Here is a 22,413-nt window from a genome sequence, read left to right as displayed (position 1 = left end):
TTTCACCGCTGCTTCCGACATCACTGTTGTAACGCACCAACTCTGAAGGGAAGTCAGCATGACCCGCATCAACATCGGCCGCAGCAACAAACTCGGCTACGCTGCCGTCATTGGCCTGGAAGGCTACGCCCGCACCTCGGTGGATCCCGATCTTTATGAGCTGATCAAGCTCCGCGCCTCGATCCTCAACGGCTGCGGCTTCTGCGTGGATATGCATGCGACCGATGGCCACAAGCGTGGCATCCCGTCACGGAAGTTGCATGCTGTGGCCGCCTGGCAGCACTCGAAGGTGTTCTTCGACGCCCGCGAGCAGGCCGTCCTTGCCCTCACCGATGCCCTGACCCAACTGGGGCCCGACACTGTGACCGACGAGATCTGGAACGCTGCGGCAACCCATTTCGACGACGGCCAGCTGGGCGGTTTGGTCCTGGCGATCTCCACCATCAATGTGTGGAACAGGATTGCGATCAGCACACAGATGGAGCCGCCGGTGGACGAGAAGAATCCGCTGGTCTGAACGGTAACGTGGGCAGCATGACGCTTGCAGTCTCGGCCACGGTGGCGTGGCAAAGCGAACGGAACCGCCTGCTGGGGATTGCCTACCGGATGCTGGGCGACTTCGGCCATGCCGAGGATGTGGTCTCCGAGGTTGGGATCGACGCCGTGCGGCAGGAACGGAAAACCGACGGCGGCCGCGTGGACTCCTGGCCGGCGTGGCTGACCACCGTGTGCGTGCGCCGTTCCATCGACCGGGTGCGTCAGCTCGCGGCGGTGCGTGAGGACTACACCGGACCGTGGCTGCCTGAGCCCGTGGACACCGCCCAATTGCCGGAGGAGGCAGTGGCCAACCGCGAACTGTTGTCCTTGACCTTGCTGCATCTGGCCGAGCAACTGGCACCGGAGGCGCGGGCGGCGTTGGTCCTGCACCGTGCCTTCGGAATGCCCGCTCCGGAGATCGCGGACGTCCTGGGCAAGACGCCGGCCGCCGTTCGCCAGCTGATTTCAAGGGCCGAACGCCGTCTGGATATTGACCCTGACGCACCCGCACCCCGGGCCAAGGACCGGGCCGCCCTGGAAAAACTCGTCCAAGCCATTGAGCAAGGTGAGATCAACACGGTGGTCTCGATGCTCCACCGCGACGCAGTGCTGTGGGCCGACGGCGGTGGCAAGGTCAAGAGCGCCATGAACCCGCTGTTCGGGGCCTCAAGGATCGCACGCTTCTTTGCGGGCATCCTCGGCAAGGCTGTGGCCTTCGATCCTGTGGAGCCGATCCGGGCCTGGCTTGTGGAGATCAACGGTGGAACGGCTTTGGTGCTCAGGCATAACGGCCGCTCCGACGTCATGGAGGTGGACGCCGCCCCGGATGGAAGCATCCGCGGCCTGCGGCAAGTGTCCAATCCGGACAAACTTACGAGGGTCTCCCGTTCCTAGCCGCGAGTTCGCGGGAAGGCTGCGGGTTCGTCTGGAAAATTCCGTGCGAAGTGGCAGGCTTCCCGCGAACTCGCCAGGCAGCCAGAGCCGCCACACCCAGGCCAGCCGGGACCAGCAGCGCCCATCCGCTGAACACGAGCACAACGAGCATCACCACCGCCGCCACGATCACCCCGTACCAAGCCGGAGTTCCACGGCGGAGCAGAACCACTCCGGCAGCCAAGCCAAAGGCCGTCACCGCAGTGAAGCACGCCGAGGCCGCCCCAATCTGGAACTCCATGCTCAGCAGGCCGGTCGCGGCGAGGACAAAGGAAATCGACGCCAACACGCCCAGGACGCCGAGACTTACCGACGGGACCTCCCCCGGCCCGGCACCGCGCGCCATAGCCCGCGGCAGCACGCCGTCGGACGCCAACCTGGCACCGAGCTTGCTGGCACCGGCCACGAAAGTATTCAACGGACCGAACGTGAGCACCGCCGCCGCGACGGCGGTCACCGGTGCTGCCGCGGGGCCGAGCCCTTTCGCCAGCAACTCGGCGACCGGGACGCTGCTGCCCGCGAGCGCGGGCCCCAGGACAGCTACGCACGCAGCCACGAGCCCGATGTACACCACGCCGACGACGACGAGGGTCAGCCAGGTTGCCCGCTTGAGGTCTCGCTCGGGGTTGCGGAACTCGCCGGCCAGGTGGGTCACGGCTTCCCACCCCGCGAAACAGAAGAACAACAAGCTGGCCGCACCTCCCACAGCCCAGTAGCCGTGCGGGGCGAAGGGTTCGAAATTCTCGGCCCGGGCATACGGCGCGGCCACGGCAACAGCGAAGGCAAGCAAAGCCACCAACAAGACCATGAGCAGCAGCTGCAGTTTGCTGGAGACCCTGATGCCCACCGCGTTGCTCAGAAAACCAGCCGCCAGGATCAACCCCGCGGCAATCAGTGCCGTCTCCCGTCCGCCTCCCATGGCGTGGGCGATGTACTCCCCGCCAATCACCGCGGTCGCTGGCGCGCCGAAGGGAATCGCGAAGTAGAACAGGTAGCCGGCCACCACTGACGCCCGGGACCCGAATGCCCTTGTGACGAACGTTGCTATGCCGCCGGCGTCGGGCTGTTGCCTGGACATTTCGGCGAAGCTGAATGCCACGGGCGTGCAGAACACCAGGAGCAAACCCCACGCCAATATCGACGCCGGTCCAGCCACCTGGGCGGCGATGGCGGGCAGAACCAGCACGCCTGAACCGAGAATGGCACCAACATAGATTCCCGTTGCACGGAAGAGACCTAAACCCGAACTGTTGACAGCTTTATTCACCATCCCACTGAACAGTATTCGGAAGGACTCCAACAAGCAGGGATACTGCCTGCAAACAGCAATATCCTGCCGAATTTTCGGGAACTCCAGTCAGGTGGACTGCGCCCGGACCCGCCTGAGGCGGGCTACCAGCGTTGCGGCGAGTAACGCCGTCGTGATTTCCAGTCCGATCACCAGCAGGAGCTGGGTTGCGCCGGACGTGTCAACAACGTTCGACGCCGGCCTGCCGCCATGGGCGTGTCCGGAACCGCCCGCTCCGAGCAGCAGCACGGCGTGCAGGGCGACCATGGCAAGGGCTGTGCCGATGACTTGGTGGAGTTCACCGACGCGACTGTGGCGCCAGATGTGGACTGTGCAGGGGATGCACACGGCTGCCAGGGCGACCATGAGGATACCCAGCCAGGCGTCGTGGTGCCCTGAGGCTGCGAGTCCAAGATGCACCACGCAGGAGAGTGCCGTAAGGACGGCGCAGGCACGTGCGTGGAGGACGGGCCGGACCCGCCCTCCACTGATGGCCGAGGCCACGTTAGTGGCAGTGCCCGGCGGGCTCGCCGTGCTCTTCGCCTGACGCACCGGCCTCGCTGTGGCAGCTTGAACCCGAGGCGTTGGCTGGAACGTCCAACACTGGGCTGCGGTCGAAGAACCCTTCCGGGCGCAGCTTGAAGCCAACCGTGTCCACCGGCATGATCGGCCAGTCTTCGACGCGGGGGAAGTGCGTGAGGCCGAAGGTGTGCCACAGAACGATGTCCTGGCCGTCGATGTCGCGGTCCTGGGCCACATACGCGGGCAGCCCGGCGCCGCCGGAGTGCTGGTTCACGAAGTCTCCCGTGGGGTAGCGTTCCTCGTCCGCGTAACGGGTGACCCACACGTCCTTGGTGGCGAATGCAGCGCGTTTGGCAATGGAAGAACCCGGGTCTGCCAGGAGGGTGGGCTGGTTCTCGGCGTGGAGTTTGTAGCCAACAGGCTCGCCCAGGCGGTTCCTGGATTCGGGGTTGGAGATGATCCAGGTTCTTCCGGCTCGCGCGTCGGCTTCCCGGACGGCCTCGGACTCTTTGGCCAAGACCGTACGCTTGCGGGAAAACGCGTTGCCACGTTCATTGCCTTCGCCCATGGCCTGGCGGACCACATCTTCTTCTTCCACCCGGTTGGTGAAGCCATCGATGGCCATGTCCAGACGCGCGCTGAAGAGGTGCTGGTGGAAGGGGGCGCCCAGTCCTGGCGCAAGTTGGGAAATGTTGTCCGAACCGCCTTCCGGGAACGCACTGGTGAATACGACGCCGGTGGCTTTGGCCTCGAATTCGATGGTGCCGTCCAGGTAGAGGTACCAGTAGAAGCCGTAATCGTAGTTGCCGATGGTGGTGAAGAAGGAGATCACCAGGCGGCGGTTGCGGCGGGTGTAGTTGATGCCGGTCCAGAGGTCGGAGTGCTTGGAGAGGATTCCCCAGTCTTCCTCGTGCATGCAGATGCCGTTGCGGATTACGCGGGGATTCCCGAAGGCGTCGCTGATGACCGGGCTCAGGTAGGTGATATCGCCCAGGCAATCGCAGCCGAGTTCCAGGGAGTTGGCGTACTGGCCCACCAGGTATTCGCCAGTATCGAAGTAGTTCTGCCATGACCGGATTGGGGAGGGGTCGCCGTAGGGCACCACCATTTCGGCGATCGAGGCACGGTTGATGATGGGCCGCTTCTTGCCGCCGTCCTGGAAGGCCAGGTTGTGGAGGACAACTCCTTCGCGCACGTCGAAACCGACGTCCACGCTCCACTTTTCCCACTCCACATGGTTGCCGCCGGTGACCGTGAAGCTGGGGCCCTCCGGCTGGGTGATGCTGATGGGCTTCTGGGTTTCCCGGAGCGGGCCGGTCAGTTCCGGGTCCGTGTAGTTCCCGTGCTCGGCCGGAATGGGCATGACGCCCAGGTCGATCACCTGTGTGACTTGCTTGTTGACCACGTCCACGTAGGCAACCAGGCCATCCACCGGGTGGGCCCAGGCGCTGTCCTCGGGAAAGTCCTGCACGAAAGCCAGTCCGCGGAGGATGCGGCGGCCCTTCTCGTCGTCGTACTCGAAAACGCCGGCGGACAGCGGTGCCACCCGGACTCTGGCGACGTCAAGGTCGCGGGCTGCGAGTGCTGCCAGCCAACGCTCGTCCGTTGCCAGGAGCGTCTCGACTACCTCGAATTCTTCTTCCAGGACAGGCAGTTCGCCGGAGACTTTGGTGTCAAGCTCGACGGCGGACAGGACCTCGCCGCGGGTCACGGAGACCAGGATGTCGGTGGGTGCGCCACCGGAGATGTCGTGGATGAAGATGCGGAAGCGACGGTCTTCGTCTGTCTGTCCGCGGGAGGGGTCCACCAGCCCCAGGTAGGCAATCCGCTTTTCGGGGCCGAGGCGTCCTGCGGCCTGCAGGATTCCTTGGACCGCGGAGATTTCGGCATCCGTGGCCAGGCGGTACTGCGTTTCCTCGATGGCGGCTGTCTCAGTTGCTGTGGGCGTCATGGCTGCCTCTTGTCCGGGACCGCGTGCGGTCAGGATTTATTTTCTATAGTTGTAGAGAATAACCAAAACGTAAGATGGGTCACAAGACCTGTCCGCCATATTTTTTCCGGGAGCCCCAACAGTGCCAAAGATTGTGGACCACGATCAACGACGCCTTGAGCTGGTGGACGCAACCTGGCGCATCATCGCGAGGCTGGGCATGGAGGGCGCCACCATGCGCGAAATCGCCGAGGAAGCCGGCTTCGCCAACGGCGCCCTCAAGCCCTACTTCCCCACCAAGGACATGCTCCTGACCTCGGCGTTCGGGCACGTGTTCAACCGCACCAACCAGCGCATCGCCTCGATGACTGAAGGGCTGGCCGGAGTAGCCGCGCTGCGGGCGTTCTGCGCGGAGGTATTGCCGCTGGATGAAGAACGCGTCAACGAAGCCCGCATCGTGATCCCGTTCTGGCAGAAAGCGCTGAACGACGCCGACATGGCCGCCCTCCACAGCGCATCCATGAACCAGTGGCACACCACCATCACGGCGCATGCCGCAGCAGCCCGCGCGGCCGGTGAGATCAGCACCCCCATCGGTGACGCCGCCGTCGCCGACCACCTGCTCAACATGATGCTCGGCGCGCAGATCGTGGCGGCATTGTCCCCCGACGAACACTTTTCGCAGGACCTTGCCGGGCAGTTGGACAACTACCTGGCGCTGCTGGCTGGATAGTTAGCTCATTGCCCCCGACGCCACCACGCCAACGCCCAGGCCGGCGATCACGCCGCTGCTGACACGCTCGACGGCGGTGCTCACCTTGGGCCGCTTCAGCCACCGCATGGCCTTGAAAGCGACCATCGCGATCATCGAGAGGTACGCGAAGGCGATGACGGCCACCACCACACCCAAAATCAGGGAAGTGCCCATGGTGTCGCCCCCGTGGGGAATGAACTGCGGGACCACGGCTAAGTAGAAGAGCCCAACCTTGGGGTTGAGCAGCGTTGACAGCGCTCCGGCACCCAGAGCGGAAAGCCGGCTGTAAGGGAGGGGCGCATTCTTCGTTGCCCCGCCCATGGTCGCGGCCTTCGCGGCTTTCCGGGACTTGATGAATGAGGAGACGCCCAGGTACAGCAAGTAAAGGCCGCCTGCGATCTTGAGCCAACGGAACAGTTCGGCCGATTGCTCCAGGAGTGCCGCCAGCCCGACGCCCACCAAGGCTGCCCAGACAATCGCACCGGCCGCCGAACCCGCGGCAGCAGCGATCCCCGCGCTGGGGCGGTTCAACGCAATACGCAACACGAGGAACGTGTCAGGGCCGGGCGTCACGGACAAGACGAGGCAGAGGCCAGCGAAGGCGGCGAGGGAAGCAAGCGTCACAAGCTCGATTATCAGGCACAGGCACCCCCACGGAAAGCGTTCACTTCCCGTCAAGGGCTGTTCGTGCATAGACAAGGCCCATACCCGTGACGCCCACCACACTGGAAACATCGCCGCGTGCCTCACTGGCCGCCAAGACTTACTACCCGAGCGGAGTACCAATGGAGACTTACGACGCCCTGCTGGCATCGATCACACCAGCCCCCGGCCAGAACAGCCGCACCATCTTCGACCCGGCCACGGGCCAGGCCGTTGGCGAAGCGCCTGTTCACACCGTAGAAGACCTTCAAACCGCGATCGACGCTGCAGCAGCAGCGCAACCCGCATGGGCTGCCCTGGGTCACGACGCCAGGTCCGCTGCGCTCCTGAAAGCAGCCGACGCCGTCGAACGGTCCGCCGAAGAGCTCGCCCAACTGCTCTCCCGCGAGCAAGGCAAGCCGTTGAACGGCCCGAACGCGCGTTTCGAAGTCGGCGCCTGCGCGGCGTGGCTGCGCGCCACCGCCGCTACGCCGCTCGACCCGGAAACCGTGGTGGATGACGGCGAAACCCACGCCGAACTGCACTACCGGCCCATCGGCGTCGTGGGTGCCATTGGACCGTGGAACTGGCCCATGATGATCACCGTCTGGCAGATCGCCCCGGCACTGCGCATGGGCAACGCCGTCGTGGTCAAACCCTCTGAGTACACACCGTTGTCCGTGCTGGCGCTGGCTGCCATCATCAACGAAGAGCTTCCTGAGGGGCTGCTCAGCGTGGTGTCCGGCGGCCGTGATGTCGGCGAAGCGTTGGCCTCGCATGACGCGATCGGCAAGGTCATGTTCACCGGTTCCACCGCCACGGGCAAGGCGATCATCCGTTCCTCGGCCGACACCGTCAAGCGCCTCACCTTGGAACTCGGCGGCAACGACGCCGGCATCGTCCTCCCTGACTCCGACCCGAAGGCAATCGCCGAGGGCCTTTTCTGGGGCGCGTTCATCAACACCGGCCAGACCTGCGCCGCGCTGAAGCGACTCTACGTCCACGAATCCCAGTACGAGGCCGTCTGCTCCGAGCTCGCCGCCGTCGCTGCCGCCATGCCCATGGGTAACGGCTTGGATGAGAACAACGTCCTGGGTCCGCTGCAGAACCGGCAGCAGTACGACATCGTGGCCCGGCTGGTTGAAGCCGCCCGCGACTCGGGCGCCCGCATCCTGGTGGGCGGCAACCCTGACGCTGACCAGCCCGGCAATTTCTACCCGACGACGTTGGTGGCGGACATCGACAACGACAACCCGCTGGTCGCGGAGGAACAGTTCGGGCCCGCCCTGCCGATCATCAAGTACAGCACCATTGACGAGGCAGTCGCCAAGGCGAACGCGCTCGACGTCGGACTCGGCGCATCGGTCTGGTCGTCCGACCTGGGTGCGGCCCGCGAAGTCGCCGCCCGTATCCAAGCCGGAACCGTGTGGATCAACAAGCACGGCGCCGTGGACCCCCGCGTCCCGTTTGGCGGCGCCAAGCAGTCCGGTTATGGCTTGGAGTTCGGCGCCGAAGGCCTGAAGGCCCTGGGCGTACCGCAGGTCATCAACGGCTGACATCTCCTTCCCAAACCAGGTAGCAGCTAACGCCCTTTGGACTTTCCCATAAGGGCGTTAGCTGCTGCCCAGTTGGGTTTTCGGGCGCCCTCCCGGGGTTTCGGAACGGTAGGAGAAGCCTTGTTCCGGGCCGAGCCCGAAATAGTGCCTGAAGTTGTAGATCAACGGTTCCCATTGCATCGGATCGATGTGCTGGGTATTCGGCAGGACCAAGGATTCGCGCACGTGGATCTTCTCCACCTGGCATTCGACGACCGCAAATTCTCCTGCGCCTGATGGAGAGATCACTGTCGCACGGGCTTCAAGTTGAATGCCGCACTCCTGTACCCGCGGCGGACGAACACCAACCGAGCCTTGGCTGTTGAGTCGGGCGGCCGCGAACTTGTTGGCTTCGAAGGTAGTGCGGACAGGTTTAGTCGGTGGCACCGGATTCGCTCCTGTCAGCGAAGCAAGCCGCTCGACAGCCGGCCAAAGGTGGGGCTCGGGGTAGTTCAAGGTCAGCTCCGGGCGTGAGCGGAGGTTGCTGATGGTGTGCCCGTCCTCCCCTAACCCCAGGACAATGGTGCGACCAAGCGCCCACGCGGAGGAGATAGGTGCGAGGTTAAAGGATCTATCGGAATTCTCAGTGCAAACCAAGACCACGGGTGTGCCGAAGTAAAGGATCTTGGGGTCCAATTCAATATGCGGTGACATGGTTTAGAAGCGTAGGGCGCCAACGGTTCGGCACGGACCGAACTATGCAGGGCCAATAATGGACGCATGGCTACCGACGTTCTTCCGGCTGGAGAGGGGTTTGCTTCCCTCGCTGCACTCTTTGCTGACAGGACTCGTGCGACGTTCTGCCTGGCGCTGTTGGACCGGCGCGCATGGACCGCCTCTGAACTGGCAAACTACGCCCAGGTGCCGAAGTCTTCAGCCACCGAGCACCTCAACAAGCTCATCGGAGCAGGGATACTCACGGAGATACGCCAAGGCAGGCACCGTTACGTGCGGCTTGAAGATGCCCGGATCGCGGAGCTGATCGAGACCATGGCCAGCCACGTCGAGCCGGTTCCCAGCAATCGCCGCTCGTACACCTCCATCACTCGTGACCAAGCCCTAAGGCGGGCCCGCACCTGCTATGACCACCTTGCAGGTGACCTGGGGGTCAGTTTGATGAACGCCCTCGTCGCCAAGAACATCATCAATCTCGACTCCGGGGTACAGCTGACCCCCAAAGGTGAGCAGGATCTGGCGCGGGCCGGAATCTCAATCGAGAGACAAGGAACAAGACCGCTGATACGAACTTGCTTGGACTGGACCGGGCGCCAGTACCATGCGGCTGGGCTGGTGGGCGGGGCGATCTGCAGGCATGCCCTTGCCAGCGGATGGGTGCTTCCCACGCCTCAAAGCCGGGCCCTGAAGATCACTGACCTCGGCGTGATGGAAATGAAAAGGCACTTCGGGCTCGAACCAGCGCGGGGAGAACGGCGACTGCAAGGATGACCGCACCGCACCCGATCACGGCAACACCGGCCCATAGTCGGGTCACAGGGCGGACGCGTTTGGGCCGCCGGGAGTTCCGCGTGTAACCATGAGCACCATGTCCCAGAAGATTGCGTACCAAGGCGAGCCCGGAGCCAACTCGGACCTCGCGTGCAAGGAAATGTTCCCCGAACTCGAAAGCGTTCCGTGTGCCAGCTTTGAGGACGCGTTTGAGCTCGTCGCCACCGGCGCGGTTGACCTTGCCATGATCCCGATCGAGAACTCCATCGCCGGCCGCGTAGCCGACATCCACGTTCTCCTTCCCCAGTCGAAGCTGCAGATCGTAGGCGAATACTTCCTGCCCATCCGCTTTGACCTCATGGGAATTCCGGGCAGCACCATTGAAGGCGCCACGGAGGTCCACAGTCACATCCACGCACTGGGACAATGCCGCCGGATCATCCGCGAAGCAGGCCTCAAGCCTGTGATCGCCGGCGACACGGCAGGTTCGGCGCGTGAAGTCAGGGACTGGAACGATCCCCGCAAACTGTCGTTGGCGCCGCCGCTTGCCGCCCAACTGTACGGCCTGGAGGTCCTGGCGTCCGGCGTCGAGGACGACCCCACCAACACCACCCGTTTCGTTGTCCTGGCACGGGAACGCGAGCTTCCCACCAAGGAAGAACTGCCGGGTCCGGCGATCACCAGCTTCGTCTTCCGCGTCCGCAACGTCCCGTCGGCCCTGTATAAGGCACTCGGCGGCTTCGCGACCAACGGCCTGAACATGACCCGTCTGGAAAGTTACATGGTGGGCGATGAGTTTGCCGCCACAATGTTCCTTTCCGACGTTGAAGGCCACCCCGAGGACGCACGCCTCCGGCGCGCGCTTGAGGAACTCGAATTCTTCACCACCGAAGTCCGGGTCCTGGGCGTCTACGCAGCCGACGGATACCGCGAACGGAACACGGTCAAGGCCTGAAAGGAAGCCATCTTTCATTCAGAACACATTCTGAATACAATTGAGGGCATGAGCACCGCCACCACCTCAAGGACAACTTTCCAGTCTTCTGAGCTCAGCAGGTCTTCCGCGGAGGTCTTCGCGGCCGCGGCGGATCACCCTGTCCGGGTCACCCGCCGAGATGGGGAGGCACTCGTATTGATGTCGGAAAGCGCAGATCAAGCTAGAGTTTCCCTCCTGGAGCTTGCAGCCCAACTCGTGGCTGTCTCAACCAGCACCGAGGGGACGCTGGCCGGCCGCATGAGCGACCGCTTCCCATGGATGTTGGCTCTAAGCAAAGCCGACCAGGAAACCTGTGCGAGCGGAATTTTGGCAGCTGCCCGGGCGTCGTTCGCTACGAACCAACCTCACCTGGCCATTGCCGAGCTGACTGCTTGGCGTGAGTCGGCAACGGCAATGGCAGCCGGTCTGGGCCGGGAACCCATTGAGTGGCTTGAAGAGCCCGAACCCGTAGAGCGTCCCTAGGGCATGGCGAAGGATTCAAAGGTTGAGCGCCCTATAAAAAAGACTGAATACGAACTTCGGTTCGCCTCTGTTCAAGCGAGACGCGGGTGGATAGATCTGCGAGCAACCACTCGTAATGCGCTGGCTGACTCTTGGGACTTTCTCACGCGGACACCTCAACTCAGCACTCCAACCAATTACCCACTGCGTGGCGAGTTGGGGCTTGTCACCCACAACGGCTCGACGTATGAGCGCTGGCAGCACAAGCCAACGCTCAAGGGCAACGCCAGAATCTGGTTCTTCGTCGTGGAACAAGTGGTCTATCTGGAACAAGTGCACACTCACCACCCGAACGAAACCAAGTAACTGCCCAAGTCCACCTAGAAATGCGTCGGTTCCTCCACCAGCGCCGTCGCTATGCTGGCTGCGTCCTCCAAGGCGGCGAGATAGCGCTCAGCGTCCAACGCCGCAGCACATCCGGTTCCCGCAGCGGTGATGGCTTGGCGATAGCGATGGTCAACGGCATCACCGCAGGCGAAGACTCCTGAAAGGTTGGTGCACGTGGTGGGTGAGTCAACCTTGATGTAGCCTTCGGCGTCGAGCTCCACCTGGCCGGCCACCAGTTCCGTCCGCGGCAAGTGGCCGATCGCCACAAAGATGCCCGCCGCCGCCTGTTCGCGGGTTTCTCCGGTGCGGGTGTCCTTGAGCGTCACGCCTGTGACCTTTGTGTCTCCGTGGATTGCCGTGATGGCCGAGTTCCAGGCGAAGCTGATCTTCGGGTTATCTTTGGCACGCTGCGCCATGATCCGGGAAGCGCGAAGTTCACCTTTACGCACGACGACGGTCACTGACTTCCCGAACCGAGTCAGGAAGGTCGCTTCCTCCATGGCGGAATCACCGCCGCCCACCACGATGATGTCCTGTTCGCGGAAGAAGAATCCATCGCAGGTGGCACACCAGGAGACGCCGTGTCCGCTGAGCTTCTTCTCCTCGGGCAAGCCAAGTTCTTTGTACGCAGAGCCCGTGGCAAGGATGACGGCCGGTGCTTCGTGGGTTTCGCCGCCTCCGGTGACCACGCTCTTCAGGTGACCCTGCAGCGAGACCGAGGTGACGTCGTCGAACACTATGCGAGCCCCGAATTTTTCGGCCTGTTCCTGCAAGCCGTCCATGAGCTCGGGGCCCTGGATGCCGGCCGGGAAGCCGGGGAAGTTCTCCACCTCGGTGGTATTCATGAGCGCGCCGCCGGAAGTCACCGACCCGGCCAGGACCAGGGGTTTCAGACCGGCACGTGCAGCGTAGATGGCTGCCGTGTAACCGGCAGGACCGGACCCGATGATAATCAGTTGTTCGTTACTCATGGGAGACGCTCCTGGTGGTCGTGTTCAGCTGGCAGCGGGGATCAACGCGTCGAGTTTCAAAAATGTGCACACAGACGAACAGTACGGACGCCTTTCGTTGCGGATCCTGGGCCACACAATCCCCTTAAGCTGAAGCGGGTACTTGTTCAAGTGCAACAAGTACCCGCCCGGCAATCAAGGCCTATCGGACAACCGATGCCTCACGTTCCTTCACCGGAGGTGGGGTGATACCGCGTCCCAGCTTGCTGGGCCACCAAATCTTGGCCCCGATGTCGTACGCAAGTGCGGGCACCAGGAGCGATCGGACCAGCACCGTATCCAGCAGCACCCCGAATGCCACGATGAACGCCAGCTGCACCAGGAACATGATGGGGATGACGCCCAGAGCCGCGAATGTCGCGGCCAGCACCACGCCTGCGGAGGTGATGACGCCACCGGTGACGGCCAGCCCACGGAGGATACCGGGGCGGGTTCCGTGCTTCAGGGATTCCTCGCGGACCCGGCTCATCAGGAAGATGTTGTAGTCCACCCCCAACGCAACCAGGAACACGAACCCGAACAACGGCACAGTGGCATCAGCTCCCGAGAACTTGAAGATCCCGTTGAACACCCATGCAGAGACGCCAAGGGCTGCCGCGTATGAAAGCACCACGGAGAGCACCAGCAGTACGGGCGCCACCACGGATCGCAACAGGAGCATCAGGATGAACAGGATGACCACCAGGACTACCGGGATGATGACTACCAGGTCACGCTGCGCGGTGGTGTTGGTATCCAACGCAGTGGCCGTCACACCGCCCACCAGGGCTTGGGAGTCAACGTCCCGGACCTCGGTTCGCAGGGCCTTCACGGCGTTCTCTGCTTCTATCGAGTCGGCTGCAGAGTTCAACGTGGCGTTGATCAGCACCCTGCCATCGCGGACTGCCGGTTCGGAGGGGGCGCCCGGAGCTCCGGTGATCGGCACGTTCCCGTCAGCCAGGAAGTAAGCGTCACCCACGCCGTCGGCCGCTTTGACCTTGTCCAGGACCTGCTGCGCGGCGCCCTGGGAGGCGACCACGACGGCGGGGCTGCCGCTGCCGGCGTCGAAATGGCGCGCCAGCGCGTCCTGGCCGTCCACAGCATCGGACTTGGCCAGGATGACGTCGGTTTGTGGGACGCCGTTGGCTTTGAGCTGCAGCACGCCCGCGGACGCTACAAGCAGCAGGAGAACCGAAGCGATCCAAACCACCCGCGGGCGATTGGAGACCAGGGTTCCGACGCCCTTCCAGAGACCCTTCTGCCCCTCAAGTCCAGTAACCAGCTCAGGTTCGCGTTCGTCGTCGGGCAGTAGCTTGGGCCGGAAGGGCCAGAAGGCTGCGCGGCCCAGCAGTGCCATGAGCGCGGGCAGAAGAGTCAGCGCAGCGAACAGAGAGCAGAGGATGCCGGCCGCAGCCACGGGCCCCAACGCCTTGTTCGAGTTGAGGTCGGAGAAAAGGAGGCAGAGCAGGGCGATGATGACCGTGGCGCCGGAGGCGAGGATCGGCTCAAACGAAGCCTTCCACGCAGTGATGACGGCCCGGGTGCGGTTGGTGGTGTGCGTCAGCGCTTCCCGGAAACGCGCCACATAGAGCAGCGCGTAGTCGGTGGCTGCGCCGATCACCAGGATGGACAGGATGCCCTGGCTTTGTCCGTTGAGTTGGATCCAGCCGAGCTTGGCCATACCGAAGACCAGCAGGATCGCTGCGCACAGCGCGAACACCGACGTGAAGAGTACCGCCAGAGGCAGCACCACGGACCGGTAGACGAGCAGCAGGATCACGAACACTGCCCCCAGGGCCACCAGCAACAGGATGCCGTCAATCCCGCCGAACGCATTCACAAGGTCCGCGGTCAGCCCGGCGGGCCCCGTAACGAACGCCTTCATGCCATCCGGAGCCCCCGGCTGAACCACGTCGCGCAGCTCCTTGACCTTTTCCCTTAGCTCGTCCGAGGACGCCATGGGGACAATGAACTGAACAGCCTTGCTGTCCTGCGACGGGATGGGTCCGACGACGGCGCTCCCCAGCTTGAGTGCCTCAATGTCGCCTTTGAGCTTGGCTGCTTGAGCCAGCTGGGCGGGGTTGAAAGGAGCGTCGTTTTCGACGATGACCACTGCCGGGATCTCTTCCGAATCCCTGAACTTGGCCTGCCACTCACCGGCCTCGGTGGCTTCGGCGCCGGCAGGCAAGAAGGAGGCTTGGTCGTTGGAGGACACTTCACTGAGCCGGCCGAACGTCGGGCCGCCAATTCCGGCGATACCCAGCCAAGTGATGACCAGCACCACAGGTACCAGCCATCTCAGCCAGAACGGTACTTTCTGCGCGTTCATATGTCCTTCTTCTCCAGGGATGATCAAGGGCTTTATTCCATCATAGATTATCTCTATGATGGAACTATTCCAAGAGTGCCCATCAACTGATGCCGGAATCTGTGGCAGCTGGGAGTAATATCCGGAAGGCAGTAAACAAGAGACGAACGCTGGCAGGAGGGCGCAATGTCTGACCCATCAGCTCCGCGCCATGACGCCGGCAGGCCCGAGAACGCAGCCCCGCAGGAACTCGTACGGCTCCTCCAGGACTTCACACTCGAAGCCAACCATTACGTCGACGCAGCGGGCGGACGCAACGACATGCACCGCACGGACTTGAATGCGCTCGCCGTGATCATGCGCCACTCCGCCGCGGGCCGGGTGGTCACTCCTGGCGTCCTGCGGACCGAGCTCCGGCTTAGTTCCCCTGCCACGACGGCATTGATCGACAGGCTCCATGCGTCCGGGCACGTTGTCAGGGAGCGGCTGGGCACTGACCGTCGGCAGGTCCAGCTCCATATGACGCCCAAGGCCTACCGCGACGGCAGCGCCATGTTCATGCCGCTGGCCCTCCGAATGGGCAAGGCCATGGCCGCTTACAGTGCCGAGGAACTGGACCTTGTCAGCCGCTTCATGACGGACATGGTGGAAGCAACGATGGCTGCCCGCGAGGAAGCCACGCACCCCCAATCCAACTAGCTCGCATTAGTCCGCGTTTTCAGCGCTCAAAACGCGAAATAATGCCACCCGGTTGGGTAGCGTTTGCCTATGAACGCGCAGCAGCCTGAAGATGTCTACACCCACGGGCACCACGAGTCGGTTGTCCGGGCCCACGCCTCACGGACGGTCGAGAATTCGGCGGCGTTCGTCATACCGCACCTCACCCCTGGCACGTCAGTGCTCGACGTCGGATGCGGACCGGGGAGCATCACGTGCGATTTCGCCGGGCTGGTTGCGCCCGCCCACGTGATCGGCCTGGACCGCTCACCTGACATCGTTGCCCAGGCCACCGAACTTGCCGCGGAGCGTGGCGTGGACAACGTGAGCTTCCAGACCGGCAACATCTATGACCTCGATTTCGAGGATGAGAGCTTCGACCTCGTCCACGCCCACCAGGTCCTTCAGCACCTGACGGACCCGGTTGCGGCGCTCCGGGAGATGCGGAGAGTAGCCAAACCCGGAGCCATCGTCGCGGTTCGCGACGCCGATTTCCATGGCATGAGCTGGTACCCGGAAGTCCCGGAGCTCGACGATTGGATGGAGCTGTACCAGAAGATCGCCCGACGCAACGGAGCAGAACCCGATGCCGGCCGACGCTTGGTCTCCTGGGCCCAGCAAGCCGGATTCACCCAGGTGGCACCCACCAGCAGCAACTGGCTCTACGCCACCGCCCAGCAGCGCGCCTGGCAATCCCGGGTTTGGAGCGAACGTGTGCTCCACTCCGCTTTCGCTGAACAGGCTCTTGAATACGGCTTGGCAAACGAAGCCGATCTTGCCCGGATCGCCGCGGGCTGGCACCGGTGGGGTGCCACGGAGGATGGCTATTTCCTCATTCCCAACGGTGAGGTGATCGCCCGCGCATAAAAATCCGAAAGATTCCGGAAAAGTTTGCCGCACCATGTAGAAATGTCCACCGCGGTTCCGACCCATGGATGAAAGCACCCGCACGGGGTGCCGTTCATAAGGAGTTTGAGATGAAATACATGATCATGATGTTCGGGTCGGCTGAGGGCATGATGGAAACCGCCGACCCTGAGTGGATCCGGGAAATGATCGGGTTCATGATCCAGATCGACAAGGATCTGACAGAGTCCGGCGAACTGGTCTTCAACGCTGGCCTGACTGACGGAAGCACAGCCAAACTGGTCAAGCAGACACCCGACGGCGTGATCACCACGGACGGCCCCTACGCCGAATCCAAAGAGTCACTGGTGGGCTATTGGGTGATTGATGTCGCCAGCGAGGAACGCGCCGTGGAGATCTGTTCCAGCATTGTGAAGTACTCCCAGGTCGTGGAGCTCCGTGCCCTCGCCGATGGGCCGCCGGAGGTCTGACTGGGACTCCCACCGCACGAACGAATCGAGGACCTGCTGCGCACGCTGGCGCCGCAGGTCCTCGGCGTGCTGGCACGCAAGCACGGGCAGTTCGACGCCTGTGAGGACGCGGTCCAGGAAGCCCTGCTGGAGGCTTCGCTGAAGTGGCCTGCAGAGCTGCCACGAGAACCAAAAGCCTGGCTGATGGCTGTAGCCAACCGGCGCCTGGTGGATTTTTACCGAAGCGAAAGCGCACGGCGTTCCCGTGAGGAACATTTCCACGCCATGGATACCCAGTCCACCTCAGTATCAGGGGCGGACGACACCCTGACCTTGATGTTCCTCTGCTGCCACCCGGCGCTCTCGGCTCCGTCGCAACTCGCCTTGACGCTGCGGGCAGTTGGAGGACTCACGACGGCGGAAATCGCCTCAGCTTTCCTTGTTCCCGAAGCCACCATGGGACAACGCATCAGCCGCGCAAAACAAGGAATCCAGAAGGCGGGAGCGACCTTCACCATGCCGCCGCCTGCCGAACAAAAGGCGAGGCTCGGCGTCGTACTTCACGTCCTGTACCTGATCTTCAACGAAGGCTACACGGCCAGTTCCGGGGCGTCGCTCCAGCGGGAAGATCTCACTACGGAGGCGATCCGGCTGACGCGGTTGCTGATGGCGGCCGTGCCGGATGACGGCGACGTAGCCGGGTTGCTGGCGCTGATGCTTCTCACGGATTCGCGTCGGAAGGCACGGACGCTGGCTGACGGGACTCCGGTGCCGCTGGCGGAGCAGGACCGGAGCCTGTGGAACCACCAACAGATCCAGGACGGCATTGCCCTGCTGAGTTCGGTCCTGGGCCGGACCCGTCCGGGCCCTTACCAGCTGCAGGCTGCGATCGCCGCCGTGCATGCCGAAGCCGCCACAGACGCCGCGACCGACTGGCCACAGATCCTGGCCCTGTATACGGTTCTGGAGAAGTTGGCTCCCAGTCCCGTGGTGACCCTGAACCGTGCCGTTGCTGTGGCGATGGTGAAGGGCCCTGCAGCTGGACTCGCCCTGCTGGATGGTCTCGATTCGGCGCTGGGGAAATCCCACCGGCTTGATGTTGTTCGGGGACATCTTCATGAGCTCGCCGGAGACAGCGCCGGAGCCCGGAACGCCTACCTCGCGGCAGCCGCCAAAGCCGGAAGCCTCCCGGAGCGGCGGTATCTGATGGGAAAGGTGGCAGGGCTGGATACCGGCGGAGCGTGATCTACGACACGCCCGCAGTGTCCGCCGAAATCACAACGTTGTGGTTTATGTTACTGGTGTGACTGCTGTTGCCAATGTGCAAGTGCTCACGTAACCTCAGGACTGCCGGGAGCATCTGAGGGGCCGCAGTCGTGCCTCCTCCAGAACCTCGCTCCCCCGTCCCGTTTCGAGGTTTCTTTACATGGCTTTATCCCGATCCGCCCGCGGGGCCGCGGTACTGTGCGCCGTCGTCGTACTCGCCGGGGCAGTGGTAACTCCCTCAGAGGCTGTACCCGCAACAACTGTGCCCCTCACTGTCCGGGCATCTCCGGACGTGCCCTCGCCCGAAGAAATCGCGGCGGCCAAAGCCAGTGAAGCGGCGACGGCGGACCAGGTCGCCTCCATTGAGCGGATCCTCGCAGACGCGGCCGCTAACCAGCAGGCAGCCTCTACGGCTGCCATGCAGGCCAACAACGCCTACAGCGAGGCCCTGGTGGAGCTGCAGCAAAGGACCAAAACCGCCTCCACAGCCCGCGCCCAAGCCTCTGCCGCCCGGGAACAGCAGGACAGGACGCGCAAACAAGTGGGACAGATCGCCGGTGACCTGTACCGCAACGGTGGAGTGAATCCCGCACTCGTTACGCTGGCCGGCGGTAGTGAAAGCTTCCAGCAGGCCGCCACGCTGGAGGCCCTCTCAGCCAGGCGAAACCGCGATCTCGAAGTTGCCATCGGCGCCGCCGCCGCATCCAAGTCCCTCTCCGCAGCTGCGGATGACGCCACCAAAGCCGCGGACGACGCGGCCAAGACAGCCGAACAGCGCAAAACGCAGGCCGAACAGGCCAACGCGGCGCAGGTCAAGGTAGTGGCCGACGCAAAAGCGCAGCGGACCACTTTGGTGGACCAGTTGGCCCAGCTCCGCAACACCACTGTTGAGCTTGAGGCGGCCAGAGTGGATGCTCTGGACCGGCAGCGCGAAGAGGCACGGCTCGCGGCATTGACCGCCAGTGCCGACAAGGCAGAGCAGGATCAGGCCGCCCGGGATCAGGCAACGCCGCCGGATGCGCCTGGGCCCGCCGCACCGGCTCCGGCAGCCCCAGTCCAGGGTCCCGCCGCGCCTCCCGCTCCTGCGCCAGCACCCGCTCCGGCACCTGCACCAGCGCCCGCTCCTGCACCTGCGCCCGCCCCGGCGCCAGCGCCAGCGCCAGCACCTGCCCCTGCACCCGCGCCAGCGCCTGCGCCAGCACCTGCGCCTGCGCCGCCATCGAGCGGGTCTTACGAAACAGCAATTTCCAGCGCCTTGAGTAAAGTTGGTTCGCCGTTCTACTACCAGTGGGGCGGCACCGGACCCTACGGGTTTGACTGCTCAGGACTGGTGCAGGCCGCCTTTGGCACCGCCGGGATGCGACTACCGCGCACCGCCTCGCAGCAATATGCCGCAGCCCCGGTCCACGTCCCGCTGTCACAGGCGCGCCGGGGAGACCTCTTGGTATGGGGTTCGCCGTCCAACTTTTACCATGTGGCAATCTACCTGGGGAACGGGCAGGTAGTGCAGGCTTTGAACCCCCAGGAAGGCATCACGGTCTCGAACATCAGTTCAATGGTGGGTATGGAGCTCTACCCCTTCGCGGCCAGATACTAGGCGCCGGCTCACGGCTGCCGCAGACATCGGCCGTCCCATGCCTGGATTTGTTCACCAAACCGCGGAAGGCTGCGGGATGATGAAGTCATGAGCAATCCGGACCCGGACCTCTGGGCAGAATTCGACAACCTCAAACCTGCCCGCCCCGATCCCATGGGCGGCCATCCAACCAACCAACCTGCGGGTTTCGGTTTCAGAACGGGTGTGCGCAGCGCGAAAGTCGCCCTTGGATTCGCCGTGTATGCCCTTGTTCTGGGAACCACGCTGGTAGTCACAGGCGCCGTGGTCTTCATCGCCCGGAGTCAGTGGCTGCTCCTGGGATTGATGGTGCTTGTGCAAGCAGCTTTCGTTTATGGGTTCATTCAGCTTGCCCGCCAAGCGCGCAATCGGCGTTCCCCGAGCTGAGGATCCCCGAGCGGCGGTGTCTTCAGGCAAAATGGCAGCGCTAACAAAGGAAGAACCCTTATAGTCGAACCCATGGAACAGCGCATACTTGGCAAGACCGGCCGATCCGTCTCGACAGTAGGGCTCGGCACCTGGCAACTCGGGGCGGACTGGGGAGACGTCAGCGAAGCGGATGCGATTGCTGTGCTTGAGGCTTCCGTGGACCACGGCGTCACATTCTTCGACACTGCCGACGTTTACGGCGATGGCCGCAGCGAGGAAATCATCGGAAAATTCCTCCGCGCCAACCCCGGCCTGGATATCACCGTGGCCACCAAGATGGGCCGCCGCGTGGACCAGGTGCCCGAAAACTACACACTTGAGAACTTCCGCGCATGGACAGACCGGTCGAGGCGCAACCTCCAACAGGACACACTGGAGCTCGTCCAACTCCACTGCCCGCCCACCGCCGTCTACAGCCGCGACGAAGTCTACGACGCACTGGACACGCTGGTCAGCGAAGGGGCCATCCGCAACTACGGGGTCAGCGTCGAACGGACAGACGAGGCCCTCGAAGCCATCAAGCGCGGGAACACCGCCTCCGTGCAGATCATCCTCAACGCCTTCCGCCTGAAGCCCCTCGATGAGGTGCTGCCCGCCGCGAAAGCGGCCAACGTGGGGATCATTGCCCGCGTTCCCCTGGCCTCAGGCCTGCTGTCCGGAAAATACACGGCCGCAACTGAGTTCCCGGCTAACGATCACCGCAACTACAACCGCGACGGATCATCTTTCGATGTCGGCGAAACCTTCTCCGGTGTCGACTTCGAAACCGGCGTCAAAGCCGCCCAGGAGTTCAGTGCATTGGTTCCCGACGGCGTCACCACCTCCCAAGCGGCCCTCGCCTGGGTCGTGGCACAGGACGGCGTCACTTCCGTGATCCCCGGAGCACGGTCCGCCGAGCAGGCGCGCGTCAACGCCGAGGCCGGAGAAATGCCGGTGGTCGGTGCGGGATTGGCCGACGGAGTGCGGGACATCTACGACCGCTACTTCCGCGAAGCGATTCACCCACGCTGGTAGCCGCCGGGCCGCCGTCGGGCGTGGTTTTTACCAGCCACTCCTGGTGGGGGTGTGTCCCCTCCGGGCGTCGTCCGGCATGGCCATTTCGGCGCGCAATCCAAGGAGCCGTACGGGGCGGTCCGGTTCGATTTTTCCGGTGAGGTCCAAGGCCTGGGCCAGGACTTCGTCGCGGCTGAAGGTCTCGGGAATTTTCCTCGCGTAGGTCTTGGTGAAGAACGGCTTGTAACGGACTTTCAGCGTAAGGCCCACCACTGGCCGGTCCTCGGCCGCAACATCCTCAAGGACTCGGGCGGTCAGCTCCTTGACGGCGGCTTCCACTTGCTCCGGCTCGGTGAGGTCCTGCTGGAAGGTGGTCTCGCGGCCGTGGGCGCGGGCAACCCACGGGGTGTCGTCCACTTCGGTGGCACCTTCGCCGCGACCTAACTGCGCGTACCAAGGCCCCATCTTGGGGCCAAATTCCGGGACCAGCTCCTGCGGGTCGGCTGCGGCGAGTTGGTTCACCGTGGTGATGCCGTGCTTCGCGAGGCGCTGTGAGATTTTGCTTCCGACGCCCCACAAATCCTTGGTGGGCTTGTCTCCCATGACCTCCAGCCAGTTTTCCTTGGTCAGCCTGAAGATCCCTGCCGGCTTGCCGAAGTCTGTGGCATTCTTTGCGCGGACCAGGGTGTCCCCGATGCCGATACTGCAGTGAAGCCGGGTCTGTTCCAGGACGGCTTTTTGGATCTGCCGCGCGTAGGCTTCGGGATCCTCCGTTGTGACGCCGACGAAAGCCTCGTCCCAGCCGAGCACCTGAACAGTTGCGCCCGGCTGTTCCCGGAGGGTCTCCATCACCACCTCTGAAGCCGCCAGATAGGCCTCCTGGTCCACTGGCAGGATGATGGCGTCGGGGACTTTCCGGGCCGCAATCCGCAGGGGCATCCCTGAGCCAACACCGAAGGCCCTTGCTTCGTAGGATGCCGTGGACACCACAGCCCGTTCCGTGGGATCTCCCCTGCCGCCCACAATGACCGGTTTGCCCGCAAGTTCGGGCCGCCGGAGTATCTCGACCGCTGCAATGAACTGGTCGAGATCTACGTGCAACACCCACGGAATTCCGCTCACGGGATCAGTCTGCCCCATGGCCCCGGGCCTTGGCTGTACCTCCACCACCTGCTTTGGGATCGGTTGCCGGTGAAGTCAACCTTTTTCGGGCGCGTTTCCCGCTCTGGCGGGCGAATGTGGGTGGTAACGGGACGCGTCCTGATCCCGCCCCTGCGCATAGATTGTCGCCTCAATCCACAGTGCACC

The 22,413-nt window shown here is 63.6% G+C and carries 23 protein-coding genes; 15 read left to right on the top strand and 8 right to left on the bottom strand.

The features are described 5' to 3' along the window. Positions 1–58: 58 nt before the first annotated feature. Together ABHM97_RS20970 and ABHM97_RS20965 are read left to right on the top strand one after the other, a co-directional pair. Entirely contained in the window at positions 59–517 is a 459-nt protein-coding gene (locus ABHM97_RS20970) for a carboxymuconolactone decarboxylase family protein (RefSeq protein ID WP_349472083.1), read from the top strand. Between the two features lie 17 nt (positions 518–534). Beyond that, positions 535–1,431 carry a sigma-70 family RNA polymerase sigma factor gene (locus ABHM97_RS20965; RefSeq protein ID WP_235517797.1) on the top strand — a complete coding sequence of 299 codons (897 nt, stop codon included), beginning with the start codon at positions 535–537 and terminating at the stop codon, positions 1,429–1,431. Here the strand turns inward: ABHM97_RS20965 and ABHM97_RS20960 are convergent. From ABHM97_RS20960 to ABHM97_RS20950, 3 genes are all read right to left on the bottom strand, one after another. After that, a complete protein-coding gene (locus tag ABHM97_RS20960; RefSeq protein WP_349472082.1) occupies positions 1,409–2,740 on the bottom strand; it encodes an APC family permease in 1,332 nt (443 codons plus the stop codon). The genes ABHM97_RS20965 and ABHM97_RS20960 overlap by 23 nt on opposite strands. An 87-nt stretch (positions 2,741–2,827) precedes the next feature. Beyond that, a complete protein-coding gene (locus ABHM97_RS20955; protein ID WP_349472093.1) occupies positions 2,828–3,250 on the bottom strand; it encodes a hypothetical protein in 423 nt (140 codons plus the stop codon). 13 nt (positions 3,251–3,263) lie between these two features. Then, positions 3,264–5,231, bottom strand: coding sequence for a primary-amine oxidase (locus ABHM97_RS20950; protein WP_349472081.1), 1,968 nt, complete (start codon positions 5,229–5,231; stop codon positions 3,264–3,266). 121 nt (positions 5,232–5,352) lie between these two features. Here ABHM97_RS20950 and ABHM97_RS20945 point away from each other — a divergent pair, with 121 nt between their 5' ends. After that, a complete protein-coding gene (locus tag ABHM97_RS20945; protein ID WP_235517801.1) occupies positions 5,353–5,943 on the top strand; it encodes a TetR/AcrR family transcriptional regulator in 591 nt (196 codons plus the stop codon). Here ABHM97_RS20945 and ABHM97_RS20940 read toward each other — a convergent pair whose 3' ends face one another. After that, complete coding sequence (locus tag ABHM97_RS20940) at positions 5,944–6,588, bottom strand: LysE family translocator (RefSeq protein ID WP_349472080.1); 645 nt, start codon at positions 6,586–6,588, stop codon at positions 5,944–5,946. Between the two features lie 161 nt (positions 6,589–6,749). Between ABHM97_RS20940 and ABHM97_RS20935 the strand changes: the two genes are divergently transcribed. Continuing rightward, positions 6,750–8,162, top strand: a complete 1,413-nt coding sequence (locus ABHM97_RS20935; RefSeq protein ID WP_349472092.1) for an aldehyde dehydrogenase family protein — start codon at positions 6,750–6,752, stop codon at positions 8,160–8,162. A gap of 57 nt (positions 8,163–8,219) precedes the next feature. On the opposite strand, the gene ABHM97_RS20930 is transcribed toward ABHM97_RS20935, so the two are convergent. Then, complete coding sequence (locus ABHM97_RS20930; protein WP_349472078.1) at positions 8,220–8,855, bottom strand: flavin reductase family protein; 636 nt, start codon at positions 8,853–8,855, stop codon at positions 8,220–8,222. Positions 8,856–8,921: 66 nt separating this feature from the next. Here ABHM97_RS20930 and ABHM97_RS20925 point away from each other — a divergent pair, with 66 nt between their 5' ends. From ABHM97_RS20925 to ABHM97_RS20910, 4 genes are all read left to right on the top strand, one after another. Next, positions 8,922–9,647: an ArsR/SmtB family transcription factor gene (locus tag ABHM97_RS20925; protein ID WP_235517804.1), complete on the top strand. Its 726-nt coding sequence runs from the start codon at positions 8,922–8,924 to the stop codon at positions 9,645–9,647. A 97-nt stretch (positions 9,648–9,744) separates the two neighbouring features. Beyond that, positions 9,745–10,602: a prephenate dehydratase gene (locus ABHM97_RS20920; protein ID WP_235517805.1), complete on the top strand. Its 858-nt coding sequence runs from the start codon at positions 9,745–9,747 to the stop codon at positions 10,600–10,602. Between the two features lie 48 nt (positions 10,603–10,650). Then, positions 10,651–11,106 (top strand): prevent-host-death protein, encoded by a 456-nt coding sequence (locus ABHM97_RS20915; RefSeq protein WP_235517806.1) that lies wholly within the window; start codon positions 10,651–10,653, stop codon positions 11,104–11,106. A 3-nt stretch (positions 11,107–11,109) separates the two neighbouring features. Then, positions 11,110–11,451, top strand: coding sequence for a hypothetical protein (locus tag ABHM97_RS20910; protein WP_257369416.1), 342 nt, complete (start codon positions 11,110–11,112; stop codon positions 11,449–11,451). Between the two features lie 14 nt (positions 11,452–11,465). On the opposite strand, the gene trxB is transcribed toward ABHM97_RS20910, so the two are convergent. Continuing rightward, positions 11,466–12,443 (bottom strand): thioredoxin-disulfide reductase, encoded by a 978-nt coding sequence (trxB, locus tag ABHM97_RS20905; RefSeq protein ID WP_257369414.1) that lies wholly within the window; start codon positions 12,441–12,443, stop codon positions 11,466–11,468. Between the two features lie 181 nt (positions 12,444–12,624). After that, positions 12,625–14,790: an MMPL family transporter gene (locus tag ABHM97_RS20900; RefSeq protein WP_349472077.1), complete on the bottom strand. Its 2,166-nt coding sequence runs from the start codon at positions 14,788–14,790 to the stop codon at positions 12,625–12,627. Positions 14,791–14,955: 165 nt separating this feature from the next. Here ABHM97_RS20900 and ABHM97_RS20895 point away from each other — a divergent pair, with 165 nt between their 5' ends. The 7 genes from ABHM97_RS20895 to ABHM97_RS20865 all read left to right on the top strand — a co-directional run bounded on the left by ABHM97_RS20895 (position 14,956) and on the right by ABHM97_RS20865 (position 21,126). Next, positions 14,956–15,468 (top strand): MarR family winged helix-turn-helix transcriptional regulator, encoded by a 513-nt coding sequence (locus ABHM97_RS20895; RefSeq protein WP_235517812.1) that lies wholly within the window; start codon positions 14,956–14,958, stop codon positions 15,466–15,468. A gap of 69 nt (positions 15,469–15,537) precedes the next feature. Further along, complete coding sequence (locus ABHM97_RS20890) at positions 15,538–16,353, top strand: methyltransferase domain-containing protein (protein ID WP_235517813.1); 816 nt, start codon at positions 15,538–15,540, stop codon at positions 16,351–16,353. Between the two features lie 110 nt (positions 16,354–16,463). Further along, positions 16,464–16,823 (top strand): YciI family protein, encoded by a 360-nt coding sequence (locus ABHM97_RS20885; RefSeq protein ID WP_235517814.1) that lies wholly within the window; start codon positions 16,464–16,466, stop codon positions 16,821–16,823. Beyond that, entirely contained in the window at positions 16,824–18,047 is a 1,224-nt protein-coding gene (locus tag ABHM97_RS20880) for an RNA polymerase sigma factor (RefSeq protein ID WP_502921316.1), read from the top strand. It abuts the gene before it with no gap. A 181-nt stretch (positions 18,048–18,228) separates the two neighbouring features. Next, entirely contained in the window at positions 18,229–19,665 is a 1,437-nt protein-coding gene (locus ABHM97_RS20875; protein ID WP_349472076.1) for a C40 family peptidase, read from the top strand. 87 nt (positions 19,666–19,752) lie between these two features. Further along, a complete protein-coding gene (locus tag ABHM97_RS20870; protein WP_349472075.1) occupies positions 19,753–20,070 on the top strand; it encodes a hypothetical protein in 318 nt (105 codons plus the stop codon). Between the two features lie 72 nt (positions 20,071–20,142). Next, a complete protein-coding gene (locus ABHM97_RS20865; RefSeq protein WP_349472074.1) occupies positions 20,143–21,126 on the top strand; it encodes an aldo/keto reductase in 984 nt (327 codons plus the stop codon). A 27-nt stretch (positions 21,127–21,153) separates the two neighbouring features. On the opposite strand, the gene ABHM97_RS20860 is transcribed toward ABHM97_RS20865, so the two are convergent. Continuing rightward, entirely contained in the window at positions 21,154–22,245 is a 1,092-nt protein-coding gene (locus ABHM97_RS20860) for a DNA polymerase IV (protein ID WP_349472073.1), read from the bottom strand. Positions 22,246–22,413: the final 168 nt, after the last annotated feature.

It is taken from the genome of Paenarthrobacter sp. CAP02 (genome assembly GCF_040137855.1).
In the GTDB taxonomy this organism is placed as follows: domain Bacteria; phylum Actinomycetota; class Actinomycetes; order Actinomycetales; family Micrococcaceae; genus Arthrobacter.
The sequence above is the reverse complement of the archived record's forward strand: the minus strand, read 5'-3'. Positions and strand labels throughout refer to the sequence as shown.